Source organism: Aliiroseovarius sp. S1339 (genome assembly GCF_023195695.1).
GTDB lineage: Bacteria > Pseudomonadota > Alphaproteobacteria > Rhodobacterales > Rhodobacteraceae > Aliiroseovarius.
Window position 1 is genome coordinate 17,743 of the sequence record NZ_JALPQG010000012.1, and the last position, 22,909, is coordinate 40,651.

Below are 22,909 nucleotides of genomic sequence, written 5' to 3' on the forward strand. Positions count from 1 at the left end.
GGGTCTAAATCTATGCTAACATGGGGTCGCATTTTTAGGAGCGATCCCATGAAACATAGCTTGTTCACTGTATTTTCCATCGGCTTTCTGGCTGCCTGTGAAACCGTCGCACCGGCGACCGACCTGCCGCTTATGGGCGGCTATCGCGATGTCGCGGACCAATGCCAGCGGGTGGGTGAAAGCGCCGCAACCGTCGAATATCTGGACCACACTGCCGACCTAGTCGCCTGTCCTGCGGAATACGAAGGGCTGGGTGTGTTTACCCATGAAACCGGCGGGGTAGAAGTCGCGCGGATTGATGGCTGGGTGCTGTTTAGTGTGTCGACAGAGGGGTAGCGAACAAAGACGCATCCTGTGCGTCAGGTCACTTGCGCGACAACAAGTCCCAAAACAACGAGCATTACGCCCAACACCGGATAGGTCAGCTTGTAGTGTTTGTGATGGAAGGCCCAACCGGCTTTACCCATGCCGGGGCCCGTCGAAACGGCGTCAATCAATGCCGCGGGACGCAACAGCACATACGTCGCTGCGTAGCCGCCGCTTCCATATATCAAGGTCTGTATTAGATCCTGCATTTCTGTTCTTCTTGCTGGTCCCACTGAGCGCCTACAATACCCAGAAAGAATGAGGTGTCTAAGGCACCAGGATGGCGATTTTGGGGTGATGGCTGGTCGCCGCCTTCGAGCGATATGGGCTGACCAGCGGTGTCATTGGTCCACAGCTATCTCATTGCGATTATGTTAAACATGGTTTGTGCGCCCCCACAAATCATACTCCCCGGCCTCATCCACCTCGACGCTGACAATCTCACCAACCTTCAGCCCTTCGGTGCCTTCGTCGATGAACAGGTTCCCGTCGATCTCGGGTGCGTCGGCTTTGGTGCGGCAGGTGGCGATGCCGTCCTCATCAATATCGTCGATGATCACGTCCATGCGTTGCCCGACCTTTGCCGCCAGTTTGGCTTCGGAAATCGCCTGTGCCTTCTGCATGAACCGATCCCAACGGTCTTGTTTGACCTCGGCGGGGACGTGGTCGGGCAGATCGTTTGACCGGGCACCATCGACATTTTCATACTGAAAGCAGCCGACGCGATCCAGTTGCGCCTCGTCCATCCAATCCAGCAGGGTCTGGAATTCGGCCTCGGTTTCGCCGGGATAGCCGACGATGAAGGTCGAGCGCAGGGTGATGTCGGGGCAGGTCGTGCGCCAAGCCGCGATCTCGTCCAGCGTTTTCGACGCGGCCGCCGGGCGGGCCATGCGTTTCAGAACGTCGGGGTGGGCGTGTTGGAACGGGATGTCCAGATAGGGCAGGATCAGCCCGTCCGCCATCAGCGGGATCAACTGGCGCACATGCGGATAAGGGTAGACATAATGCAGCCTGACCCACAGGTCGCGCCCGGCACCAAGCGCCCCAAGATCACGCGCCAGGTCGGTGATATGGGCGCGGTGGCCGCGGTCTTCGGCGTGTTTGATGTCGACCCCATAGGCCGAGGTGTCTTGGCTGATCACCAGCAGTTCTTTTACGCCAGCCTCGACCAGTTTTTCAGCTTCGCGGACCACCGCATGAGCAGGGCGGCTCGCCAGACGCCCGCGCATATCGGGGATGATGCAGAACTTGCACTTGTGATTGCAGCCCTCGGAAATCTTCAGATAGCTGTAGTGGCGCGGGGTTAGCGACACGCCGGTCGCGGGCAGCAAGTCCACAAACGGGTCAGGCGACGGCGGCACAGCACCGTGCACGGCGTCCAGCACCTGTTCATACTGATGCGGACCGGTGACGGCCAGCACGCTGGGATGGGTGCCGCGAATGTAGTCTTCCTCTGCGCCCAGACAGCCGGTGACGATCACGCGGCCGTTTTCGTTTAGTGCTTCTCCAATCGCTTCAAGGCTTTCCGCCTTGGCCGAGTCCAGAAACCCGCAGGTGTTCACGATCACTGCGTCCGCCCCGGCATAATCGGGGCTGATTGCATAGCCTTCGGCGCGCAGCCGCGTCAGGATGCGTTCGCTGTCGACCAGCGCCTTGGGGCAGCCAAGGCTGACCATGCCGATGGTGGGCTGGCCGTCGCGCTTAGGCTCGGAAAACCGGGCTTTCGGGGCAAGGTCGGGGCGCAGGTTGGGTGGGTTCACTGGATGTGTCATGGCGCGCATATAGCCCCCTGCGGTCAGTCTGGAAAGGGGAAGTGCACGCGGCGGCGTGCGCAGGCACGAAAAAAGGCGCGCTGGTTGCTCAACGCGCCTTTGGTCTGATCAATGTGGCTGCCTTACCGTTTTCGGTCGCGGCGCGAGCTCATCGGCTGGAACGCGACGCCGACATGCGCCTCGCAATAGGGTTTGCCTTGTTGCGCAGGCAGACCACAGAACCAAAATTCTTCGGTCGCGGGGTCGCCGATGGGCCATTTGCAGGTGCGTTCCGTCAGTTCCATCAGGTGCAGCTTCTTCGCACCTTTTTCAACTTCGCGCACCGATGCCAGCGCTTCGGGGCTGATTTCGTTCGCAGACGGTTGCGGCGGCAGGGGTTGGCCTGCCGGGATGATCTGCTTGCGCGCCGGGATTGGTCTGGTTTCGGCAGCGGGCTTGGCGGCTGGTTCCGCCTCTTTCTTTGGCGCGGCTTTCTTGGGCGGCGCCTTAGGCTTGGCTGCCACCTTCGGCGCGGCTTTTTCCTTGGCAGGCGCTTTCGAGCCACCGCCCGACCGGTTTGACAAGCCCAAACGGTGCACTTTGCCAATCACAGCATTGCGGGTCACACCCCCAAGCTCTTTTGCGATGACAGAGGCTGATTGCCCCTCGCCCCACATCTTTTTCAGGATTTCAACGCGCTCGTCGGTCCAGGACATATTTTTTCCCGTTTTTGGGTCGCCGTCCAGCAATAGCCCGGACAGCCCAGTGAATTCACAAGCGCCTATTTTAATCATAGGCGCGGGGGATACAAGCGCAGATACTGTATCAGCGTGACTTGCGGCTTTCGCGCCATGCAAGCAAAGCGCCACCTGCAATGATGATGGCTGCGCCCAACAGGCTTGTGTGCACCGGCACCACGCCGAACGCGGCGAAATCGTACAGTCCGGCAAACAGCAACGTGGCGTATGAGAACGGCACGACGAAGCTGGCATCCGCGCGTTTCATTGACTGGATGAAACAGGCTTGCGCCAGCGCCATCATGAAACCAAGCGCCGCCAGCGCAACCCATTGCGCAGCCGTCGGCGACTGCCAAATCCAGATAACGGCCGACGTTGCGACCGACAGGCCAATGCCATTGTTGATCCACAAGATCTGCAACGGCGCCTCGCGCCCGCTGAGCCTTTTGATCAGGGTGATTTCAAGCCCCATGACAACGGCGGCAGTCAGTGCCAGAAGTGCGGCCGGGTGGAAGCTGCCCGCGCCGGGCTGGATCAGAACAAGCGCGCCCAACAAAGCGATGGCGGCGGCAGAAAATCTGAGCGGCCCCACACGCTCGCCCAACAGGGGAATGGCAAGCACCATTGCAAAGACGGGATTCAGAAAGCTGATCGCCGTCGCATCTGCCAGCGGAATGAAAGCCACAGCTGCGAACAACAGCGAAATCCCGGTCCAGCCGGAAACCGAGCGTGCGATGTGCAGGGGCAGGTTTGCGCTTTTGAGCGCAGGGCGCTTGACCCCCACAACAGTGCTGATCACCAGAAACGCAAACAGGAACCGGCCGTGGCTGATCTGCAATGGATGCAGTGGCTCGCCCAGCACGTCACGCCCGACAAGCTTTGCCATTAACGTCGTGCCCGCGATCAATGACGAGGCCAGCAGCATGAAGCCCGCGGCGGCAAAGGGGGTGTGACGCGTTTCCATCCGCACCGCTTATCGGGTGACGCGGGGCTTGAAAAGTCTGGACAGAAGAATTGCCTTCCCGTAAGCCCGCCTTATGAACAAACGCCTGCATATCGCTAACAACCGACGCCGACGCATCTGCGCCTGACGTCCCGTCCCATTTGTTCGTGCGCATTTGCGCATATCCCCTTTGAAATTGTTGACTTGAAGCCAGCCATACGGCACCCAAGGGCTTCTTTTGTAAAGGATACCGACATGATCGCGTCGCTTCTTCCGACCTATAACCGTGTTGATCTTGCGTTTGAGCGCGGGCAGGGCAGTTGGCTGATCACGAGGGATGGTGAACGATACTTAGATCTGGGCGCAGGCATCGCAGTGAATGCTTTGGGCCACGCGCATCCCGCACTGGTCAAGGCGTTGGCTGAGCAAGGCGCGAAGCTGTGGCATGTGTCCAACCTTTATACCATTCCTGAGCAGCAAAAGCTGGCGGATATGCTGGTTGATTTGACCTTTGCAGATACCGTGTTCTTCACCAATTCGGGCACCGAGGCGTGCGAGCTTGCTGTCAAGATGGCGCGCAAATACTGGCACGAAAAAGGCCAACCGGAGCGCGCGCGGATCATCGGGTTTGACGGCTCGTTTCATGGCAGGTCATCTGCCGGGATCGCGGCAGCAGGCGGTGAAAAGCTGACCAAAGGGTTTGGCCCGCTTCTGCCCGGATTTACCCATCTGCCATTTGGCGATCTGGACGGTCTGACCAGTGCGTTGGCGGACGAAGACGTTGCCGCGGTGATCATCGAACCGGTGCAGGGCGAGGGTGGTATCCGCCCCGTGCCTGACGACGAATTGAAAGCAATCCGTGCGGCGTGTGACACGGCGGGTGCGCTTCTGATTTTTGACGAGGTGCAATGCGGTATGGGACGGACCGGCAAATTGTTCGCCCATGAATGGTCGGGCGTGACGCCCGACATCATGATGGTCGCCAAGGGTATCGGCGGGGGCTTCCCACTAGGCGCAGTTCTTGCGACCGAGGATGCGGCAAGCGGCATGGTCGCGGGCACCCACGGGTCGACCTATGGCGGGAACCCGCTGGCCTGTGCTATCGGGGCCACGGTCACGCAGATCGTGTCGGACCCAGCCTTTCTTGACGACGTGCGCCGTAAATCCGGGCTGCTGAGGCAGAAACTCGAAGGTTTGGTGGCCGCTCATCCGGAAGTGTTCGCGGGTGTGCGCGGGTCGGGCTTGATGCTGGGGCTGGTCTGCAAGGCCCCCAATACCGACGTGTTGAGTGCTTGTTATGATGCGAGAGTTCTGTGCGTTCCTGCGGCCGATAATGTGCTGCGTATCCTGCCAGCCTTGACCATTGAAGACGACGATATCACCGAGGCCGTGAGCCGTCTTGAAACCGCTGCCAAGGCTGTGGAGGGCCAGATTAAATGAGACATTTTCTTGATATTAACAAGACCGATAAATCTGATCTGAAGGGCATGATCGCGCAAGCACACCAGATCAAGACGGCGCGTGCGGGCAGGCCCAAGGGTGCGTTGGATGACGAACTGCCGCTAAAGGACCACATGGTTGCGCTGATTTTCGAAAAGCCCTCGACCCGGACCCGCGTCAGTTTTGATGTGGGCGTGCGTCAGATGGGCGGGCAGACGATGGTTCTGTCCGGCTCCGAGATGCAGTTGGGTCATGGCGAGACCGTGGCCGACACTGCACGCGTGCTCAGCCGCTATGTAGACATGATTATGATCCGCACATTTGAGGAAGCAACTTTGCTTGAACTGGCGGAACATGCCGATGTTCCGGTGATCAACGGGCTGACGAACCGCTCGCACCCTTGCCAGATCATGGCCGACATTCTGACCTATGAGGAACATCGCGGTTCGATCGCGGGTAAAAAAGTGGTGTGGGCGGGAGATGGTAATAACGTCTGTGCCTCGTTCCTGCACGCGGCGGGGGCGTTCGGGTTTGACCTGACTTTCACCGGCCCGGACGTGCTGGATCCCGAGGCGGTTTTCGTCGAAGAAGCGCGCCGCAATGGTGCAATGGTCGAGATCGTGCGCGATCCGGTGAAAGCCGTGGACGGTGCCGACCTGATTGTTGCAGACACATGGGTGTCAATGCATGACGCGCCGTCGGCACGCGAACGGCGCCACAACCTGTTGCGCCCCTATCAAATCAACGACGAATTGCTGGCCCACGCCAAGCCCGACGCATTGTTTATGCATTGCCTGCCCGCCCACCGGGAAGAGGAAGTGACGAATTCGGTCATGGATGGCCCGCAATCGGTGATCTTTGACGAGGCGGAGAACCGACTGCACGCCCAAAAAGCAGTCATGCGCTGGTGTTTGAGGAAATAATAATCGCCTGAAGTGGTGTAGCAGGGGCATTGCCCCTACGGTGTCACGCAGCGCGTGGCACCTACCCGTGGACATTTGGGACCAGAACAAGTCTAGTCGCGGTCGGCCTTCCGGATCATGCCATGAAGGCATTTAGCAGATAGAAGATCACTGCGGACATGACGGCGGCAGCCGGAACCGTGATCACCCATGCGGCAACGATGGTCATGAAATGCGAGCGACGCACCAGTTTGCGGCGGCGGCGTTCCTCGCGGGCGATGCGTTTGATTTCGGGTAAGGCGACGTTTGAGCGGCGCAAGCGGCGCTCCATATGGAACTCACGATAGAAGCCGACACCGAACACCCCGCCCACCGCGATGTGGGTCGAGCTGACCGGCAGGCCCAGCCAGCTGGCGACAATCACCGTGATCGCCGCGGACAGCGCCACACAATAGGCGCGCATTGGGTTTAGTTTGGTGATCTGGCTTCCGACCATACGAATGAGTTTCGGGCCAAACAGCATCAGGCCAAAGCTGATGCCGAATGCGCCGATGACCATGACCCATGTTGGAATGGTGACTTTGGCTGCAAAATCGCCAACGCTTTCCACGTGCACGATGGCGGCCAGTGGGCCAACTGCGTTCGCAACATCATTTGCACCATGAGCGAAAGACAGAAGAGCTGCCGAAAAGATCAACGGTAGGGCAAAGAGTGTTTTCAGTGACTTGGTGCGGTTTTCAAGCCCTTTGGCCTGGCGCGCAATCAGCGGGGTGGTCACGACATAAGCGATAACGCCGGTTGCGGCACCAATCAGCAGAGCTGTTGTAAGATCAATTGAGACGACGCGTTTTAGCCCCTTGATCGAAAGATAAGCGCCAAAGGCGGCGGCCATGATGGCGATCAGCACCGGAACCCAGCGTTTTGCGGCTGCGATCTTGTCTTCTTGATAGATGATTTTGTGTTTGATCAGCGCCAGAAAAAGCGCGGCAATCGCGCCGCCCAATACCGGTGAAATTACCCATGACGCGGCAATCATCCCCATCGTGGGCCAGCTGACCGCGGCGAATCCGGCGGCGGCGATACCCGCCCCCATGACGCCCCCCACGACCGAGTGCGTGGTGGATACAGGCGCGCCCACCCAAGTGGCCAGATTTACCCAAAGTGCCGACGATATCAGTGCCGCCATCATCGCCCATACGAACGTGCGCGACTGTTCGAACCCTGAAGGATCAATGATCCCTTTTGAGATCGTCGAGACAACATCGCCCCCGGCCAACAGCGCCCCAGCACTTTCGCAAATAATGGCGATGACGATGGCACCGCTCATGGTCAGCGCGTTTGCCCCAACCGCAGGCCCCATATTGTTGGCCACATCGTTGGCCCCAATGTTCAGCGCCATATACGCGCCAAAGGCCGCAGCGATAACGACCACAAGCGAGGTCGGAGTCTGACCAAAGAACACAGCCGCACCCAAGGCTGCAATGACGATGAAAGCAAGCGCGACACCCATGCCAACCAATGGGCGCGCAACATATTGCGTGGCGTATTCGACCTGACTGATGCGATTGAGGTCTTTGTCCAGCGTTTTCCACTGGCTGCCGCGGTTGTCTACGCTCATCATCGGTTCCCTTGGCTGGCGCGCTGTCTTACGGCTGGGTTACAGCCGCTGCAATTAGCGCATGCGCTAGACGGTCGGGCACGAAAATGCAACAGATTCGCGGCAATTCCAACCAAGCCAAAAAGGGATGTGTCTTAGAATTCGCGCAAGATTTTCTGGAGGTCTTTTTCAGCCACCATTTCGGCGGCTTGTTCTGCCGGAACCCAAGCGCGCGTGCGTTCGTCTGCTTCCGGGAAATCATCAACAAGTTTCTCAACCTTCAGCGGAAAAACAGAGGTCGTGCAGCGGGCAACGCCGCCGAAATCCATCTCTTTTTCGGAGCTGAATGCACCGATTGGCGCGCGGTCCAACTGTCCTTCGGACACGCCGGCCTCTTCCCAGGCTTCTTGGCGGGCGGCTTCAGCGGCGTTCATGCCGTCCATTGGCCAGCCTTTGGGCAGAATCCAGCGCCCGGTCCCGCGAGATGTCACCAACAGCACTTCTTTATCATCGCCTGCGTCGCGATAGCAAAGCGCCGCGACCTGCACCCGTTTGGGTCGTTGGAACAATGGGGTGACGACCTGTTCCCAAGCCTGTTTTAGCAATGGTGTCATTTTGTACCTGCGCGCTTTTGGGCTTTTCGCCCGTTTTTTCTATCCATTAGGATATGGGGTAATGAGGGTGAAATGCAAGTAAACGCCCTGTGAGGGGAGTTTTTGCGCGGTTTTGTTGCCGGATTCAGTTTTTTCGTGATTTCGCGCGCAGGGTCGGATCGGCCTGCGTCGGATCCTCGGGCCAAGGGTGCTTGGGATAGCGCCCACGCATATCTTTGCGCACATCCTGATAGCTTGTGGCCCAGAAATTTGGAACATCCGTCGTGGTTTGAACCGGGCGCTGGGCGGGCGACAGAAGCGTGACGCGCAGAGGGGTATTGCCGATCATCGGGTGACGAGTGGTGCCGAACATCTCTTGCAGGCGCAAGCTGATTTCGGGGGCATCACCGGAATAGTCGATCGGCGTCTTGCGGCCCATTGGCGTTGTGAAATGGGCGGGCGCGTCCCGGTCCAGCCGCGACATTTGGGTCCAGTCAAGGCGGGCGCGAAGGGTATCCAGCAGGTCAAAGCGTTTCCAGTCAGCGCTGGTTTTGACCCCCGTGAGGTGCGGGAGAAGCCAATCCTCCAACGCCTCCATCAGCGCTGCGTCGGACATGTCGGGCAGGTCATCGCCGCCCGCCCTTAACAGTTCGACGCGGGCAATGAACCGGCGCGCGGCGTCCGAGGGGCGCAAGCCAAGCTCACGCACGCCGTCCAGCATGGCGCGCGCCACCTCGGCTTCAGGTGCGTCTTTCCACATCCGGTCATCCAGCACCAAAGCGCCCAGCCGTTCTTGGCGACGCGCCACCACGCGGCCATCGCGTTTGGACCATGCGCAGTGATCGACCCAGTTGATCTGGTCTGCAAACAACTCGCGCAATTCGCCGTCACTGATCTGGATGGCTTGGCGCATGCAGGCCTCGCGCGGGTTGCCGTCGGTATCGGTGACGACGATCAGGCGCGCGCCAGCAAGGGGGTCGCCTTCGTCGATCACGGCCCCTTTGCCGCCGGACAAAACGAAACGCGGCGTGTCACCGGGGCGACGCAGCCCCACGCGGTCAGGATAGGCCAGCGCGGCCATTTGGGCTTCGCTGAACGTGGTTTTTTTGGGTGGAACAAGTTTGCGAAGGCGTCGGGCTTCAGAGCGGATGCGTTCTATCGCGCCTCGGTTTGGCGTGATGGCACGGCGCGCCTCGAACGATTTCGGGTCGCGAATGGCCTCGAGACTTAGGGAAAGATCACGGGGCGCGTGACGGGGCAGTGGATCACGCTCGCCCCACAGTGCAGCAAGATCGGCGGCATCGGGGCCGGCGGTTGCCAACATATGCCCGAGGCGTGGATGCATCGGCAGGCGGGCAAGCGTCTGGCCGTGCGGGGTAATGCGACCATCTCCATCCAGTGCGCCGAGCGCTTGCAGCAACGATTGCGCCTCGGCCAGCACGCCGGCGTTAGGCGGCGTCAGGAACGCCAGATCTGACCCATCCGGAGACCCCCATTGCGCAAGCTCAAGCGCCAGAGGGGCAAGGTCGGCGGTTTCAATCTCGGCGGGTGGGAAGGGGGGCAGGCCACCCTCTTCGCCCTTAGTCCAGAGCCGATAGCATACGCCCGGTGCAACGCGGCCAGCGCGGCCCCGGCGTTGCGTAGCCTCGGCCTTTGACACGCGTTCGGTGACCAGCCGTGACATGCCTGACCCTGGGTCGAACCGGGCGCGGCGCGACTGGCCCGCGTCGACCACAACGCGAATGTCCTGAATGGTCAGCGATGTTTCAGCGATCGAGGTTGCCAGCACTATTTTTCGCCCCGATGTGGCCGGTGCAATCGCGGCGCGCTGGGCCGCGAAATCCATCGCGCCGAACAGCGGATGAAGGTGGCAATCAGAGGGCAGATGTGGGCGCAGCGCGGCTTCCGTCCGTCGGATTTCGCCTTCGCCGGGTAGGAACACCAACACGCCGCCCTCGGTCTGCGTCAGTGCTTCGCGAACCAGGTCTGCGGTCGCGTCAGGCAACCGTGCGGTCTTTGGCAAGGGCGTGGACAAGTGGCGTGTTTCGACCGGAAACGCGCGCCCATCCGAGCGCACGATGGGTGCGTTGTCCAAAAGCTGAGCGACCGGGTCCGCGTCCAGCGTGGCGGACATGACGACCAGCTTCAGATCCTCACGCAGAGCCTGCATCGCCTCCCACGTCAGGGCAAGGCCAAGGTCCGCATTCAGCGAACGTTCGTGGAATTCGTCAAAGATCACCGCGCCGATCCCGGCCAGCGACGGGTCGGATTGCAACATCCGGGTCAGAATGCCTTCGGTGACGACCTCGATCTTTGTGGTTTTGCTGGTTTTGGCCTCGCCGCGAATGCGATAGCCGACGGTATCCCCCACCCGTTCGCCTAAAGTTTGCGCCATACGCTCGGCGGCCGCGCGGGCGGCCAGACGGCGGGGCTCCAGCATGATCAGCTTGCCCGCAAAGGCTTTCGCCTCAAGCATGGCTAGCGGCACCACAGTGGTTTTCCCCGCCCCAGGCGGCGCCATCAGCACGGCGCGGCCCGCTTGGTGCAGGGCAGCCATCAGGTCGGGCAGAGCGTCGTGAATGGGTAAGGTGTCGTGCATCCCCCCTTATCGGGCGTGGCGCGGCTTTGGTCCAGACGTCAGCGGGCTGTTAGCGCTGGACCTCTGGACAGACCGCAACTTGCGCGCCATGACTGTGCGAAAGTTGGAGGCGACATGGACATTCAGGATCTGGCAACACGCGTGGCTGCGGGCGAACGGCGGGCTTTGGCGCGGGCGATTACTTTGGTGGAAAGTGGACGGTCAGATCACCGCAAACAGGCGGGCGAATTGCTGGATTTGTTGGCACCGGCCGGGCGTCAGGCGTTGCGCATTGGCTTGTCGGGCACGCCGGGTGTTGGCAAGTCGACCTTCATCGAAGCTTTCGGCATGTTCCTGATTGAAAAGGGGTTGAGGGTCGCTGTTCTGGCTGTTGATCCCAGTTCCGCCCGATCTGGCGGATCAATCCTTGGTGATAAAACGCGGATGGAAAACCTGAGTCGCGAGAAGAACGCGTTTATCCGCCCTTCGCCCGCACAATCCCAATTGGGTGGTGTGGCGCGACGCACACGCGAAGCGGTGGCCCTGTGCGAAGCGGCCGGGTTTGACATCGTGCTGATTGAAACCGTCGGCGTTGGCCAGTCCGAAACCATGGTGGCGGAAATGTCTGACCTGTTTTTGCTTCTGCTCGCCCCTGCCGGCGGAGACGAGCTTCAGGGCGTCAAGCGCGGGATCATGGAGATCGCGGATATTATCTTGGTGAACAAGGCGGATGGCGATCTGAAACCATCAGCAATGCGGACCTGTTCGGATTATTCCGGCGCGTTGCGGCTGTTGCGCAAGCGCGTTTATGACCCCGAAGGGTTCCCCAGAGCGATGACGGTGTCGGCGGTAACGCAAGACGGATTGCCCGAGGCATGGGACGCGATGAGCGAACTTGTCGACTGGCGCCGCGCCCAAGGGCATTGGGAAAAACGGCGTGCTGAGCAATCGCGCCACTGGTTTGAAGAAGACGTCCGTATTGGGCTGCTATCCGTGCTGGAGCGCGCAGAAACCCGTGCACAGATCGACCAATTGGGCACGCTGGTTGCGCGCGGTGAAATGTCAGTCACCCGCGCGGCGGAAGAAGCCATTGCACATCTTCAGGACGCGCGCCTGCGTTAAACCCGCGCTCCCAGCCGGGGGTTGATGGGCGCTAACATCTGGGCTAGCGTTCCTTCACGAACATGAGGGAGAGATGCCGGATGAATCATTTCAGGATGCCATACTGCGACTAAGACGCAGGTCCTGTTGGGCTGTCGTCGGCCCCGTTCATCCCATCTTATCCCCCCATCAGCGCACGGAGCGCATTCATGTTTCGTCTTTTTGAGAACCTCGTTGACCCTTTTGCACCGCACGATACCAGCACGCCGCCCAAGACTCTTTGGCCGTTCTTCAAGTCGCACTTCGGACCCTTCCGCAAGTGGATGATCTGGATGGCGCTGACTGGCGTTCTGGTCGCGCTGATCGAAACGGGATTGATTTTCTATACCGGTCGGGTCGTCGATATGATGAACCTGTCCGAACCCGAAAGCTTTTGGCGCACCAATGGGATGGAGCTGTTTCTGGCAGCGCTGTTCATCATCTTCCTCAGGCCGCTTGCCATCACCCTGAACCGGTTCTTTCTTGAACAAACCCTTGCGGGCAACATGCAAGAACAGGTGCGTTGGCGCGCCCACCGCCACCTGCTGGGCCAGTCGCTTGGCTTTTTCCAGAACGATTTCGCGGGGCGTTTGTCCAACCGCGTGATGCAGCTTGGCCCGGCGGTCGAGGACAGCACCTATATGTTTTTCGAGGGCATTTTTTATGCCACGACCTATGTGCTCAGCGCGATGGTGATCCTTGGCCAGGTTGATGTGCGGCTGGCGCTTCCGTTGGGCATCTGGCTGGTTTTCTACGTCCTCTACACGCGCTACATCGCCAAACGCGTGGCGGTTGCGTCTGAGAAATGGTCCGACGCCCGGTCGCTGGTCACCGGCCGGATCGTGGATGCCTATGCCAATATCGAAAGCGTGAAGCTGTTTTCGCAAGGCGCGGGCGAGGAACGCTATGCCCTATCCTCGCTCAAACGGCTGCGCCTGCGGTTTCAGCGCTTCTTGCGTCTGATGACCGAACTTAGCTTTGGGCTGAACCTTCTCAATGGCCTGCTGATCGTTGGCGTGCTGGGGTCTGCGGTGTGGCTGTGGACGCTGGGCGAAATCACGGTCGGCGAGGTGGCGGCGGCCTCGGCACTGGTTGTGCGGTTGAACGGTATGTCCGGGTGGATCATGTGGGTCACGATCCGGCTGTTTGAGCACATGGGCGTGATCCGCGAGGGTTTACGCTCGATCGCCGTCGCGCATGAGCTGACGGATGCCGACGATGCCAAAGACTTGGTCATGACAGAAGGGCAGATCGTTTTTGACGGCCTGACTCATCACTATGGCAAAGGATCTGGCGGGTTGGAAAATGTATCGTTGACGGTACATCCGGGCGAAAAAGTCGGGCTGGTGGGGCGGTCAGGGGCAGGCAAGTCCAGCCTTGTGAACCTGTTGATGCGGTTTCGCGACCCCGAAGGTGGCCGCATTCTGATCGACGGTCAGGACGTGACGCGGGTAACGCAGGACAGCCTGCGCGCGCAAATCGGCATGGTGACACAGGATAGCAGCCTGCTGCACCGCTCGGTCCGGGCCAATATCCTGTATGGTCGCCCAGATGCGAGTGAAGACCAGATGATCGCCGCCGCAAACCGCGCCGAGGCGCATGAGTTCATTCAATTGCTGGAGGACCCAAGGGGGCGCACAGGCTATAATGCGCATGTCGGCGAACGCGGTGTGAAGCTGTCGGGCGGGCAACGTCAACGGGTCGCCATTGCGCGGGTCATGTTGAAGGATGCACCGATCCTTGTGTTGGACGAGGCGACATCGGCACTGGACAGCGAAGTTGAAGCCGCAATCCAGAAAACCCTGTATGGCATGATGCAAGGCAAGACGGTGATCGCGATTGCCCACCGCCTGTCGACCATTGCGCAGATGGACCGGATCGTCGTGCTGGACGAAGGCCGGATCATCGAAAGCGGCAGCCACGATGAACTTCTGGCCGCGGGCGGCACCTATGCAAGCTTGTGGGATCGGCAATCTGGCGGGTTCTTGGCGGATGACTGACTCGGGCGTTTAGGGGGGGCTTCGCTGGTGTTCATTCCACTCGATTTTCTAGCGTCAACCACCTTGGTTGCAGCGCGAAGTTTTGTCGGTAAAAGCGCATGCTCTCTACTTGACGTGCCCCGGAATCAGGTCTATTCACCGCGGACGGAATTTGGGGCGCTGCCACTGCGGCGCCCATTTGTATTGACCGGCTGGACGTGAGAGGCGCGAGGGCGCGCAGAACACCTCACCAATCTGGCCCGAGAGAGCAAGGAAAAAACCATGTCGCGCGTTTGCGAACTGACCGGAAAAGGCCCGATGTCTGGCAACAATGTCAGCCACGCCAAAAACAGAACCCGCCGCCGGTTTCTGCCGAACCTGAACGATGTGACGCTGCAGTCCGAAGCTCTGGGCCGTGGGTTCAAGTTTCGCATTTCGGCAGCCGCACTGCGTTCGGTCGATCACCGCGGTGGTCTTGATGCGTATCTGGCAAAAGCCAAAGACGTCGAACTGTCGGCCAATGCGCTGAAGGTTAAGAAAGAAGTCGCGAAGGCTTTGGCAACCGCCTAAGCTCACCCGCGCCCCGGATCAACCGGATTGAAACCGCCCAAGCCTTGCCGCTTCGGGCGGTTTTCGTATGTCCGCGCCTGTTACGTTTTGTCGCTTGTGCCGTATTGAAAAGACGCATAGCTCTTGCACATGATCCGCGCGCTCTTTGCATATGTTCTGGCTCTGACGCTGACCGTCACCAGCTTTTCGCTGGCAAACGCGCGTGGCAGCAACCCCGACATTGGCAACGCGATTGATATGGTGATCTGCACCGGGATCGGGATGACGGTTTTGACGGTTGGCCCGGACGGCGAGCCCATCGAATCGGTCCACCTGTGCCCGGACGGCGCGCAAATCTTTGCGGCTGCGTTCACGGTTCCCACTGTGCACATGCCGGAAGATCGCTTGGTTATGCGGATCGTCGCGCTGCGCGCGGAATCGCATATCGGCCGCACCGGGCTTACGCCATCTGCCCGAGGTCCGCCTACGTTGATCTGACCCCAACCCTCAGATCAATTCAACGACGGACCAAAGGAAAATAACGATGTCCCCTATGAAAACCCTTCTTGCCGCAACTGCGGCCACCCTGCTTGCGCTTCCCGCTTTTGCGGAAGGTACGATTATGATCAAGGATGCCTATGCGCGCGCGTCTGGCCCTAAAGCGATGGCAGGTGCTGCGTTCTTTCAGATCATGAACCAAGGTGAAGAAGATGACCGCCTGATCGCCGCGAAATCGGATGTGGCCAAGCGGGTCGAGCTGCACACCCACAAAGAAAGCGCCGAAGGTGTTATGCAGATGATGGAAGTCGAAGAAGGCTTCCCCATTGCTGCAGGCGGTATGCATGCGCTGCAACGAGGTGGCGACCATGTGATGTTCATGGGCCTGAACCAACCGTTTGAAGATGGATCGACCATCAGCGTCACGCTCGTCTTTGAAAAGGCTGGCGAAATGACCGTCGACATCCCCGTTGATCTGAACCGCAACCCCATGGGTGGCGGTATGGATGGCGGCGAGATGAAGCAAGACGCCGCGCCCACCAACTGAGTTTGGGGCAGGGAGGGGCTTTATCTGCGTCCCTGGCCCTTTCCAACGCCCTTTGGGGCCTCGTCATCCCCGGTTGGCCGCACCGATGCAGGTGCGGTCATACCTGTCCGGTTCGCTCTAGAACCTCGGTAACCCACATCGGCACCACATCGGTTGCTGGCCCGAAACGAGCCGCATCAAAGGTGCCTGCTACGGCGGATGGTTCAAGATTGAGCTCTAACGTCTCGACCCCTGCCGCACTGGCTTCTGCCGCGAAACCAGCCGCCGGATAGACATTGCCGGACGTACCGATGGCGACGAAAAGATCGGCCTCAGTCAGGTGTTCGTAAATATCATCCATGTGATAAGGCATTTCGCCGAACCATACGATATCGGGGCGCGTCGCGGTTGCTTTGCAGGACGGGCAGAGGTGATCGGGCGACATTTCAGGTGGCGCGACCCAACGGTGATCACACGCCGCACAAAGCGCCCTGAATAGCTCTCCGTGCATGTGGATCACGTCGGTTGCGCCGCCACGTTCATGCAGGTCATCGACGTTCTGGGTGATGATCGTGACGCGACCCGTATGGTCTGATTGCAGCTGTGCCAGCGCCTCGTGTGCGGCGTTGGGCTGCGCGGTTCGGCAATTGGCGCGACGCGCGTTGTAGAATTCGTGCACAAGGTCGGGATTTCGTGCAAACCCTTCGGGGGTCGCGACCTCGTTCAGGTCGTATTTGGTCCACAGCCCATCCTTGTCGCGAAACGTCCCCAGCCCGCTTTCGGCTGAAATGCCCGCGCCTGTAAGAATGACGATGCGGCTCACTTGAACCCACCGTAGATGTCCATGGCCTTTTGAAGCAGGTCCAGTAGGGCGGCAACCTGAAGCGGATCTTCGGCGGTGATCTCGCGTTCAGCGGCGAAGTTGGCGACGCGTTTGTCGCCGCGGGCGACAGCTTCGACATCCGACCAGCTAAAGGCCAGTTGCACCGGGGCAAGCGGCATGGACCCGGCCTGTAACGCGGCACGTCCACCTGCGACGGTCAGGGCGAAAGGTTCATCGTCCAACCAAATCTCGGCGCGGATATCATCAAGTGGCCCGGCGGCCCGCTCTATCGCGCCGGCCAGAACGACTGCGTGGTGCGACACGCCTTCAGGATCGGTGGGCGCGTCGGGCTTGGGCAGACTCCGCCCAAAACGCGCCAGTTCAAACAGGATCGCGCGGGTCGACTGACCTGTGTCGGTCAGGGTGTAAAGGCGATGGGTTTTGTCGACCAGTCTCGCCTCGCACAGCTCAGACAAGCGTGCAGACAACATGTTTGACGCAATGCCCGGCAAGCCCGCCTTGATCTGTGCAAAACTGGCGGGACCTGCGTGAAGTTCACGAAGAACATGGATCGCCCATCGGTTGCCCAAAAGATCGAGCGACAGTGAAACAGGGCAGGACATAGCATAGGGTTTTAAGCGTGACATGGCGCGGTTTTGACGGTGTTAGCAGGGGTTTGCAAGGGCTGGGTTAGCCTGTTGGCGAAGCTGCGCCGTTCGCATTTACGCACCCGGACTTGACGCCGCCACCAGTCAAGTGAGACGTTTATATATGGCTCTGCAACGACCTATCCAAACGATGCCGCCAGACATCGAAGAGCGGCTTAAATCGCGCGGACTGCGTGCCGCTTATGACGCGCGACCACCCTATCAACGCAATGATTATCTGGCGTGGATCGCACGAGCCAAACGGGTTGAGACACGCGAAAGGCGGCTGGCTCAGATGTTAGAGGAACTGGCGGGTGGCACCCATTACATGAAGATGAAATGGCGACCCAAAGCTTAGCGCTGGGCGCGTCAGTATGGTCTTCTGAGGCGGGTGACAGGCTCAATTCTGCAAGATAGAACAGGCGTATGACACACCGCATCCTTTTCGTCTGCCTTGGCAATATCTGCAGATCTCCTACGGCTGAAGGCGTTTTTCGTGCGCTGGCGGCTGCTCACCCAACTCTGAGCGTCGAAATTGACAGCGCGGGTACGTCAAACTGGCATATCGGCGATCCGCCTTATGGTCCGATGCAGCAAGCTGCGCAGGCGCGTGGCTATGATCTGTCATCGCTGCGCGCGCGCCAGTTTCAGCCTGCCGATTTCGACCGGTTCGACTTGATTATCGGGATGGATGACAGCAACTTGACCGACATTGAACAGATGCGACCCAAGGGGTCAGATACGCGGGTCGAACTGTTCACCGCGTTTGCGCCGGACACCGGCATGGATCACGTCCCGGACCCATATTTCACGCGTAATTTCGACGAGACACTGGACCTTGTCGAAGCCGCAGCGCGTGGATTGATTGCAGAGTTGGGCGCGTAATCAGCGACGGCAGTAAGACGTCACCGCCTGCCCAAACCTTTTGTATTTCTTCCAAAACCTCTCGTCCGAGCTGCGGTCGGACTGTCGGGTTGCCTGACTTCGATGGGGGTCTTTGAAGAACTTCGCGACTTTCGAGCGTTCGGTGCCCGTCAGCATCGAATCCGCGACTTTCTGTATGCAACCGCACAGCGCACGCGATGCGTTGGCGCGGTCGGCGCTTAGGCACGCCCGCTCAATTGACCCGCCAGCGAAGGCCGCTTGGCTGGGAAGAAAAATTGTCAAAAGTGCAAATGAGAGAAGAACCCGTTTCATTGCTGTCCTCGTTAAAAATCTGCCTCGGTCGATCGGGTCTTGTGTGCCCGTTTTCCAAACAGGATACCTAAAGTTGTGCCCGGATGCAATTTCTCTTGCGCTTCAAAGCTTCGTGAACGTCACCTGTGGCAACAACGCGCGCAGGTCGTTGACGCGACACAGCTCGGTCGCGGGGCTCATGACGGCGGCACTTGCCGCGGCGGTGCCGTGGCGCAAGGCTTCAGCCCAGTCGCCACCCTGCGCGCGCGCCTTCGTGAATGCGCCGACAAAGCTGTCACCCGCGCCAACTTTGCTGGCCACGGGCACCGGGGGCGTCACGGCGTGCAGCACTTCGTCCCCGGTTGCCAAAACCGATCCGTCAGCACCCAATGCCAAGACCACGGCGTGCGCATGTTTGTTAGCGACCAGATCGCGGGCAAAGGTTGCAACATCGGGAAGTGTCGTGAGCTTGCGACCCGCCAATGCCTCACTTTCTGCGCCATCAAGCCTGAGGATGTCGGGCCTGGCACCGTCACGCGTCATCTGCATCAACAACGCAGCGCCCGAAGTATCAAGCGTCAGCTTAGCCCCATTGGAGCGGGTGATATCGGCCAAAGTCTTGGGAAACCCGTCAGGCACGCCGGGCGGGTGAGAGCCTGACAAAACGACGTGCATGCCGGGCATGATGGCCTGTGTAAGTTGCTCACTCAGTTCGGTCAGGTCACTCTTGGTCCAGCCCGGCCCGGGCATGACGAAGCGAAATTGGGTTTTGGCCTGCCGGTCGCTGACGGCCAGCGAAAAACGGGTTTCGCCGGTCAGCGGGAAAGCGATCATCGGAACGGCTTCAGCCTCAAGTAACGAGGCCAATTGTTGCCCCCGAAACCCGGCCAGTGCCACAAAAGCCGTCGCGGTGCCGCCGGTCTGGCAAATGGCGCGCGCCACGTTGATCCCGCCACCACCCGGATCAAGAACCGGCGCGTCGCAGCGCAGCTTTTCTTCCGCGCGCACGGCATCAACACTGGTGGACATGTCCAGCGCGGGGTTCAGCGTGATCGTCAGAATGTCGGCGGAAGGGCGGGTCATGGTGTCTCTGATATCGGTTGCATATTGCAGAGACTAGGCGGTCAGGGAAGGCGCGGCAACGCCTTCCCCCGCCAATTATGCAGCGCGGGCCTTGATGGTCTTTGCAACCACGTCTTGCGCAACGGCGGCGGGGCTGACGCCTTTCTTGGCGGCTTGGGTCAGGATCGCCTCCATCGTGTCGTCCAGCGCCACCAGCTTTTTGGCAACCCAGTCGACCCGGCCTTCAATCTGCAACACTTCGGTCGCGACATTGATGATACCGCCGCCATTGGCCACGAAGTCAGGGGCGTAAAGGATGCCGCGTTCGGCCAGCAAGATGGCGTCCGACGGTTTGGAAAGCTGGTTGTTCGCCCCACCAGCCACGGCCTTTACGTTCAACAGCGGGATCGTGTCTTCGTTCAGGATGCCGCCGATAGCGCAGGGCGCGAAAATGTCGGCTTGAACTGCATAGATGTCGTCCAATGCCACAGCCTTCGCGTCGAAGGTTTCAGTGGCAGCAGTGACGCGGGCGGGGTTGATATCGGTGACGATCAGTTTGGCACCTGCTTCGGTCAGCAACCCGCACAGGTTCCAACCCACATTTCCCAACCCCTGAACCGACACGATCCGGCCAGTCAGGTCTGCGGCACCAAACTGGTGTAATGCAACGCGGCGGATCGCATTGAATATACCACGCGCAGTGATAGGCGAGGGGTCGCCGGACGCAAATGCACCGTCAGCCAGACCGGCGACATACGGCGTTTCGCGCGCCAGTTCGGCCATGTCGGAGGGGCTCATCCCCATATCTTCAGCCGTCCAGTAACGACCTTCGCAGGCGTTGACCGCGCGGCCGAAGGCGTGCAGCAGTGCGGGCGTTTTGATCGTTGTGGGATCGCCCATGATCACGGCTTTGCCCCCGCCCAGGCGCAGACCCGCGGCGGCGTTCTTATAGGTCATCCCCTCGGACAGGCGCAGCGCATCGGTCAGCGCGGCGTCTTCGCTGTCATAGGGGCGCATCCGCAGGCCACCAGCAGCGGGGCCAAGTGTGGTCGAGTGAATGGCGATAAAGCCGATCAAACCGCTGTCGGCGTCTTCGACACGGTACACTTCTTCATGGGTGGCGGAAGCCACTGGGGTGATGTTCATGATGTCCTCCCATCGTTTCGCGCGACTTTACTCCGGGTCAATGGCGAATAATCACCTATTTTCGGCGTGTGCTCAGCAAGAATTAGTGATAAAACTAAGTCGCGAGATGATATGCGAGAGAAATCTTATGGACTCCACCGACCGCCGCATCATTGCCGCCCTACAAAAGAACGGCCGCCAAAAGCTTGGTGACCTTGCCGAGACCGTCGGCCTGTCGCCCACCCCCTGCGCCCGCCGGGTTGCCGCGTTGGAGGATGCGGGCGTCATCACTGGCTATGGCGCGCGGGTCGATCAGGCCAAGCTGGGCTTGCCTGTGTCGGTGTTTATCTCGGTCGAACTGGAAAGCCAGAACCGCGATGCGCTGACCCGTTTCGAACAGGCGGTGTCGCGGATGGATGAGGTGATGGAATGCCACCTGATGACTGGCAACCGTGACATCCTTCTGCGCGTTGTCGTCGCCGATCTGACCGCGTTCGACCGTTTCATGGAGGACCGTCTGATGCGGGTCGCCGGGATCAGCCGCATGCGGTCCAGCTTCACGCTCAGAACGATGGTGCGAAGGAACGTGCTGCCGATGGGGTAACGCCGCTTGATTTGCTTGACTGCCCTGCATTTCCCCCTCATATCCCGCACATGACTGACCTTAAACATATCCGCAATTTCTCGATCGTCGCGCATATCGACCACGGGAAATCCACGCTTGCTGACCGACTGATTCAGGAAACGAACACCGTTTCTTTGCGGGACATGAAAGAGCAGATGCTCGACAGTATGGATATCGAGCGGGAACGCGGGATCACCATCAAGGCGAACACCGTTCGGATCGAATACAAGGCGGATGATGGCGAGACATATATCCTCAACCTGATCGACACCCCGGGCCACGTGGATTTCGCTTATGAGGTTAGCCGCTCGATGCGCGCGGTCGAAGGCTCGCTGCTCGTTGTGGACTCGACCCAAGGGGTTGAGGCGCAGACGCTGGCCAATGTGTATCAGGCCATCGACGCGGATCACGAGATTGTGCCGATCCTGAACAAGATCGACCTGCCGGCGTCCGACTGTGACCGCGTGGCCGAACAGATCGAGGATGTGATCGGTATCGACGCCTCGGGCGCCATTCAGGTATCGGCCAAGACGGGACAGGGCATCCATGAAACGCTGGAGGCTATTGTCCAGCACCTGCCCGCCCCAAAGGGCAATGCCGACGCGCCGCTGAAGGCGATGCTGGTGGACAGCTGGTATGACTCGTACTTGGGTGTGATCGTTCTGATCCGCGTGATCGACGGCAAGCTGAAAAAGGGCGAGCGTATTCGCATGATCTCGACCAACGCCGTTTATCCGGTGGATCGGATCGGCGTGTTCACCCCCCAGATGGTTCCGATTGACGAGCTGGGGCCGGGCGAAATCGGCTTCCTGACCGCCTCGATCAAGCAGGTGCGCGACACGCGGGTTGGCGACACGATCACCCACGAGAAGAAGGGCACCACCGATGCGTTGCCGGGCTTCAAACCCGCGCAGCCCGTGGTGTTCTGTGGCCTGTTCCCCGTTGATGCGGCCGAATTTGAAGACCTGCGCGACAGCATCGAAAAGCTGGCCCTGAACGACGCGTCTTTCAGCTATGAAATGGAGACTTCGGCCGCGCTGGGCTTTGGCTTCCGCTGTGGCTTCCTTGGCCTTCTGCACCTTGAGGTGATCCGCGACCGGATTGAACGCGAATATAACATTGATCTGATCACCACCGCGCCCAGCGTGATCTATCACATCTTCATGCGCGACGGCACGCAGTTCGAACTGCACAATCCCGCCGACATGCCCGACCTGTCAACGGTTGATCACCTGGAAGAGCCGCGCATCAAGGCGACGATCCTTGTGCCCGACGAATACCTTGGCGACGTGCTGAAACTGTGTCAGGACCGCCGGGGCATCCAGCTGGACCTGACCTATGCCGGGTCGCGCGCGATGGTTGTCTATGACCTCCCGCTGAATGAAGTTGTGTTCGACTTCTATGATCGTCTGAAATCCGTAACAAAGGGTTACGCATCGTTTGATTATCAAATGCTGGGCTATCGCGAGGACAATCTGGTCAAGATGTCGATCCTTGTGAATGACGAACCCGTCGACGCGCTGTCCACCATGGTTCACCGCGACCGCGCCGAAATGCGTGGCCGCGCGATGGTTGAAAAACTGAAAGACCTGATCCCCCGCCACATGTTCAAAATCCCGATCCAAGCGGCGATTGGCGGCAAGGTCATCGCGCGCGAGACGCTGTCCGCCCTGCGCAAAGACGTGACCGCGAAATGTTACGGCGGCGACGCGACCCGGAAGAAGAAACTGCTGGAGAAGCAGAAGGCCGGTAAGAAGAAAATGCGCCAGTTCGGGAAAGTGGATATCCCGCAGGAAGCGTTTATCAGTGCGCTTAAGATGGACGACTAAGAGTCGGCCAGCTTATGCGCGCA

24 protein-coding genes are annotated in these 22,909 nt (G+C 59.7%); 12 read left to right on the forward strand and 12 right to left on the reverse strand.

Annotation, left to right across the window (positions count from 1 at the left end; all coding sequences use genetic code 11):
• Nucleotides 1-48: 48 nt before the first annotated feature.
• The gene (locus tag MUY35_RS15840) at nt 49-336 is read left to right on the forward strand and encodes a hypothetical protein (RefSeq protein ID WP_248370156.1); all 288 of its coding nucleotides are present in this window, start codon (nt 49-51) and stop codon (nt 334-336) included.
• A gap of 23 nt (nt 337-359) precedes the next feature.
• On the opposite strand, the gene MUY35_RS15845 is transcribed toward MUY35_RS15840, so the two are convergent.
• The 4 genes from MUY35_RS15845 to MUY35_RS15860 all read right to left on the reverse strand — a co-directional run bounded on the left by MUY35_RS15845 (nt 360) and on the right by MUY35_RS15860 (nt 3,818).
• Nucleotides 360-575: a hypothetical protein gene (locus MUY35_RS15845; RefSeq protein WP_248370157.1), complete on the reverse strand. Its 216-nt coding sequence runs from the start codon at nt 573-575 to the stop codon at nt 360-362.
• A 165-nt stretch (nt 576-740) separates the two neighbouring features.
• Complete coding sequence (rimO, locus tag MUY35_RS15850) at nt 741-2,147, reverse strand: 30S ribosomal protein S12 methylthiotransferase RimO (protein WP_248370158.1); 1,407 nt, start codon at nt 2,145-2,147, stop codon at nt 741-743.
• A 113-nt stretch (nt 2,148-2,260) separates the two neighbouring features.
• Nucleotides 2,261-2,833, reverse strand: coding sequence for a GcrA family cell cycle regulator (locus tag MUY35_RS15855; protein ID WP_248370159.1), 573 nt, complete (start codon nt 2,831-2,833; stop codon nt 2,261-2,263).
• A 109-nt stretch (nt 2,834-2,942) separates the two neighbouring features.
• A complete protein-coding gene (locus MUY35_RS15860) occupies nt 2,943-3,818 on the reverse strand; it encodes a DMT family transporter (RefSeq protein ID WP_248370160.1) in 876 nt (291 codons plus the stop codon).
• Nucleotides 3,819-4,052: 234 nt separating this feature from the next.
• Between MUY35_RS15860 and MUY35_RS15865 the strand changes: the two genes are divergently transcribed.
• A complete protein-coding gene (locus MUY35_RS15865; protein ID WP_248370161.1) occupies nt 4,053-5,237 on the forward strand; it encodes an aspartate aminotransferase family protein in 1,185 nt (394 codons plus the stop codon).
• Complete coding sequence (gene argF, locus MUY35_RS15870) at nt 5,234-6,160, forward strand: ornithine carbamoyltransferase (protein WP_248370162.1); 927 nt, start codon at nt 5,234-5,236, stop codon at nt 6,158-6,160. Before MUY35_RS15865 ends, argF begins: the two co-directional genes overlap by 4 nt.
• Before the next feature lie 115 nt (nt 6,161-6,275).
• Here argF and MUY35_RS15875 read toward each other — a convergent pair whose 3' ends face one another.
• The 3 genes from MUY35_RS15875 to hrpB all read right to left on the reverse strand — a co-directional run bounded on the left by MUY35_RS15875 (nt 6,276) and on the right by hrpB (nt 10,928).
• Nucleotides 6,276-7,757: an inorganic phosphate transporter gene (locus MUY35_RS15875; RefSeq protein ID WP_248370163.1), complete on the reverse strand. Its 1,482-nt coding sequence runs from the start codon at nt 7,755-7,757 to the stop codon at nt 6,276-6,278.
• Nucleotides 7,758-7,891: 134 nt separating this feature from the next.
• The gene (locus tag MUY35_RS15880; protein ID WP_248370164.1) at nt 7,892-8,350 is read right to left on the reverse strand and encodes an NUDIX hydrolase; all 459 of its coding nucleotides are present in this window, start codon (nt 8,348-8,350) and stop codon (nt 7,892-7,894) included.
• 124 nt (nt 8,351-8,474) lie between these two features.
• Nucleotides 8,475-10,928 (reverse strand): ATP-dependent helicase HrpB, encoded by a 2,454-nt coding sequence (gene hrpB / locus MUY35_RS15885; RefSeq protein ID WP_248370165.1) that lies wholly within the window; start codon nt 10,926-10,928, stop codon nt 8,475-8,477.
• 114 nt (nt 10,929-11,042) lie between these two features.
• Here hrpB and meaB point away from each other — a divergent pair, with 114 nt between their 5' ends.
• The 5 genes from meaB (at nt 11,043) to MUY35_RS15910 (ending at nt 15,620) form a co-directional block, all read left to right on the forward strand.
• The gene (gene meaB / locus MUY35_RS15890) at nt 11,043-12,029 is read left to right on the forward strand and encodes a methylmalonyl Co-A mutase-associated GTPase MeaB (RefSeq protein ID WP_248370166.1); all 987 of its coding nucleotides are present in this window, start codon (nt 11,043-11,045) and stop codon (nt 12,027-12,029) included.
• A 188-nt stretch (nt 12,030-12,217) separates the two neighbouring features.
• Nucleotides 12,218-14,047, forward strand: coding sequence for an ABC transporter ATP-binding protein (locus tag MUY35_RS15895; protein WP_248370167.1), 1,830 nt, complete (start codon nt 12,218-12,220; stop codon nt 14,045-14,047).
• A 261-nt stretch (nt 14,048-14,308) separates the two neighbouring features.
• Nucleotides 14,309-14,596: a 50S ribosomal protein L28 gene (gene rpmB / locus MUY35_RS15900; RefSeq protein ID WP_248370168.1), complete on the forward strand. Its 288-nt coding sequence runs from the start codon at nt 14,309-14,311 to the stop codon at nt 14,594-14,596.
• A 129-nt stretch (nt 14,597-14,725) separates the two neighbouring features.
• Nucleotides 14,726-15,073 carry a hypothetical protein gene (locus MUY35_RS15905; protein WP_248370169.1) on the forward strand — a complete coding sequence of 116 codons (348 nt, stop codon included), beginning with the start codon at nt 14,726-14,728 and terminating at the stop codon, nt 15,071-15,073.
• Between the two features lie 46 nt (nt 15,074-15,119).
• The gene (locus MUY35_RS15910; RefSeq protein ID WP_248370170.1) at nt 15,120-15,620 is read left to right on the forward strand and encodes a copper chaperone PCu(A)C; all 501 of its coding nucleotides are present in this window, start codon (nt 15,120-15,122) and stop codon (nt 15,618-15,620) included.
• A gap of 97 nt (nt 15,621-15,717) precedes the next feature.
• Here the strand turns inward: MUY35_RS15910 and MUY35_RS15915 are convergent, their stop codons facing one another.
• A complete protein-coding gene (locus tag MUY35_RS15915) occupies nt 15,718-16,422 on the reverse strand; it encodes an NAD-dependent deacylase (RefSeq protein WP_248370171.1) in 705 nt (234 codons plus the stop codon).
• On the reverse strand, nt 16,419-17,069 hold the full coding sequence (locus tag MUY35_RS15920) for a helix-turn-helix domain-containing protein (protein WP_248370172.1): 651 nt from the start codon (nt 17,067-17,069) through the stop codon (nt 16,419-16,421). The genes MUY35_RS15915 and MUY35_RS15920 overlap by 4 nt, the downstream gene beginning before the upstream one ends.
• A 124-nt stretch (nt 17,070-17,193) precedes the next feature.
• Between MUY35_RS15920 and MUY35_RS15925 the strand changes: the two genes are divergently transcribed.
• Together MUY35_RS15925 and MUY35_RS15930 are read left to right on the forward strand one after the other, a co-directional pair.
• Nucleotides 17,194-17,427, forward strand: a complete 234-nt coding sequence (locus tag MUY35_RS15925; RefSeq protein ID WP_248370173.1) for a YdeI/OmpD-associated family protein — start codon at nt 17,194-17,196, stop codon at nt 17,425-17,427.
• Nucleotides 17,428-17,495: 68 nt separating this feature from the next.
• Nucleotides 17,496-17,954 carry a low molecular weight protein-tyrosine-phosphatase gene (locus MUY35_RS15930; RefSeq protein ID WP_248370174.1) on the forward strand — a complete coding sequence of 153 codons (459 nt, stop codon included), beginning with the start codon at nt 17,496-17,498 and terminating at the stop codon, nt 17,952-17,954.
• Here the strand turns inward: MUY35_RS15930 and MUY35_RS15935 are convergent, their stop codons facing one another.
• The 3 genes from MUY35_RS15935 to MUY35_RS15945 form a co-directional block, all read right to left on the reverse strand.
• Nucleotides 17,955-18,266, reverse strand: a complete 312-nt coding sequence (locus MUY35_RS15935) for a hypothetical protein (RefSeq protein WP_248370175.1) — start codon at nt 18,264-18,266, stop codon at nt 17,955-17,957.
• A gap of 102 nt (nt 18,267-18,368) precedes the next feature.
• Nucleotides 18,369-19,328 (reverse strand): 1-phosphofructokinase family hexose kinase, encoded by a 960-nt coding sequence (locus MUY35_RS15940; RefSeq protein ID WP_248370176.1) that lies wholly within the window; start codon nt 19,326-19,328, stop codon nt 18,369-18,371.
• 75 nt (nt 19,329-19,403) lie between these two features.
• Complete coding sequence (locus MUY35_RS15945; RefSeq protein WP_248370177.1) at nt 19,404-20,453, reverse strand: Glu/Leu/Phe/Val dehydrogenase dimerization domain-containing protein; 1,050 nt, start codon at nt 20,451-20,453, stop codon at nt 19,404-19,406.
• 127 nt (nt 20,454-20,580) lie between these two features.
• On the opposite strand from MUY35_RS15945, the gene MUY35_RS15950 reads away from it, so the two are divergent.
• Nucleotides 20,581-21,036, forward strand: a complete 456-nt coding sequence (locus MUY35_RS15950) for an Lrp/AsnC family transcriptional regulator (protein WP_248370178.1) — start codon at nt 20,581-20,583, stop codon at nt 21,034-21,036.
• A gap of 50 nt (nt 21,037-21,086) precedes the next feature.
• Nucleotides 21,087-22,886, forward strand: coding sequence for a translation elongation factor 4 (gene lepA, locus MUY35_RS15955; protein WP_248370179.1), 1,800 nt, complete (start codon nt 21,087-21,089; stop codon nt 22,884-22,886).
• Nucleotides 22,887-22,909: the final 23 nt, after the last annotated feature.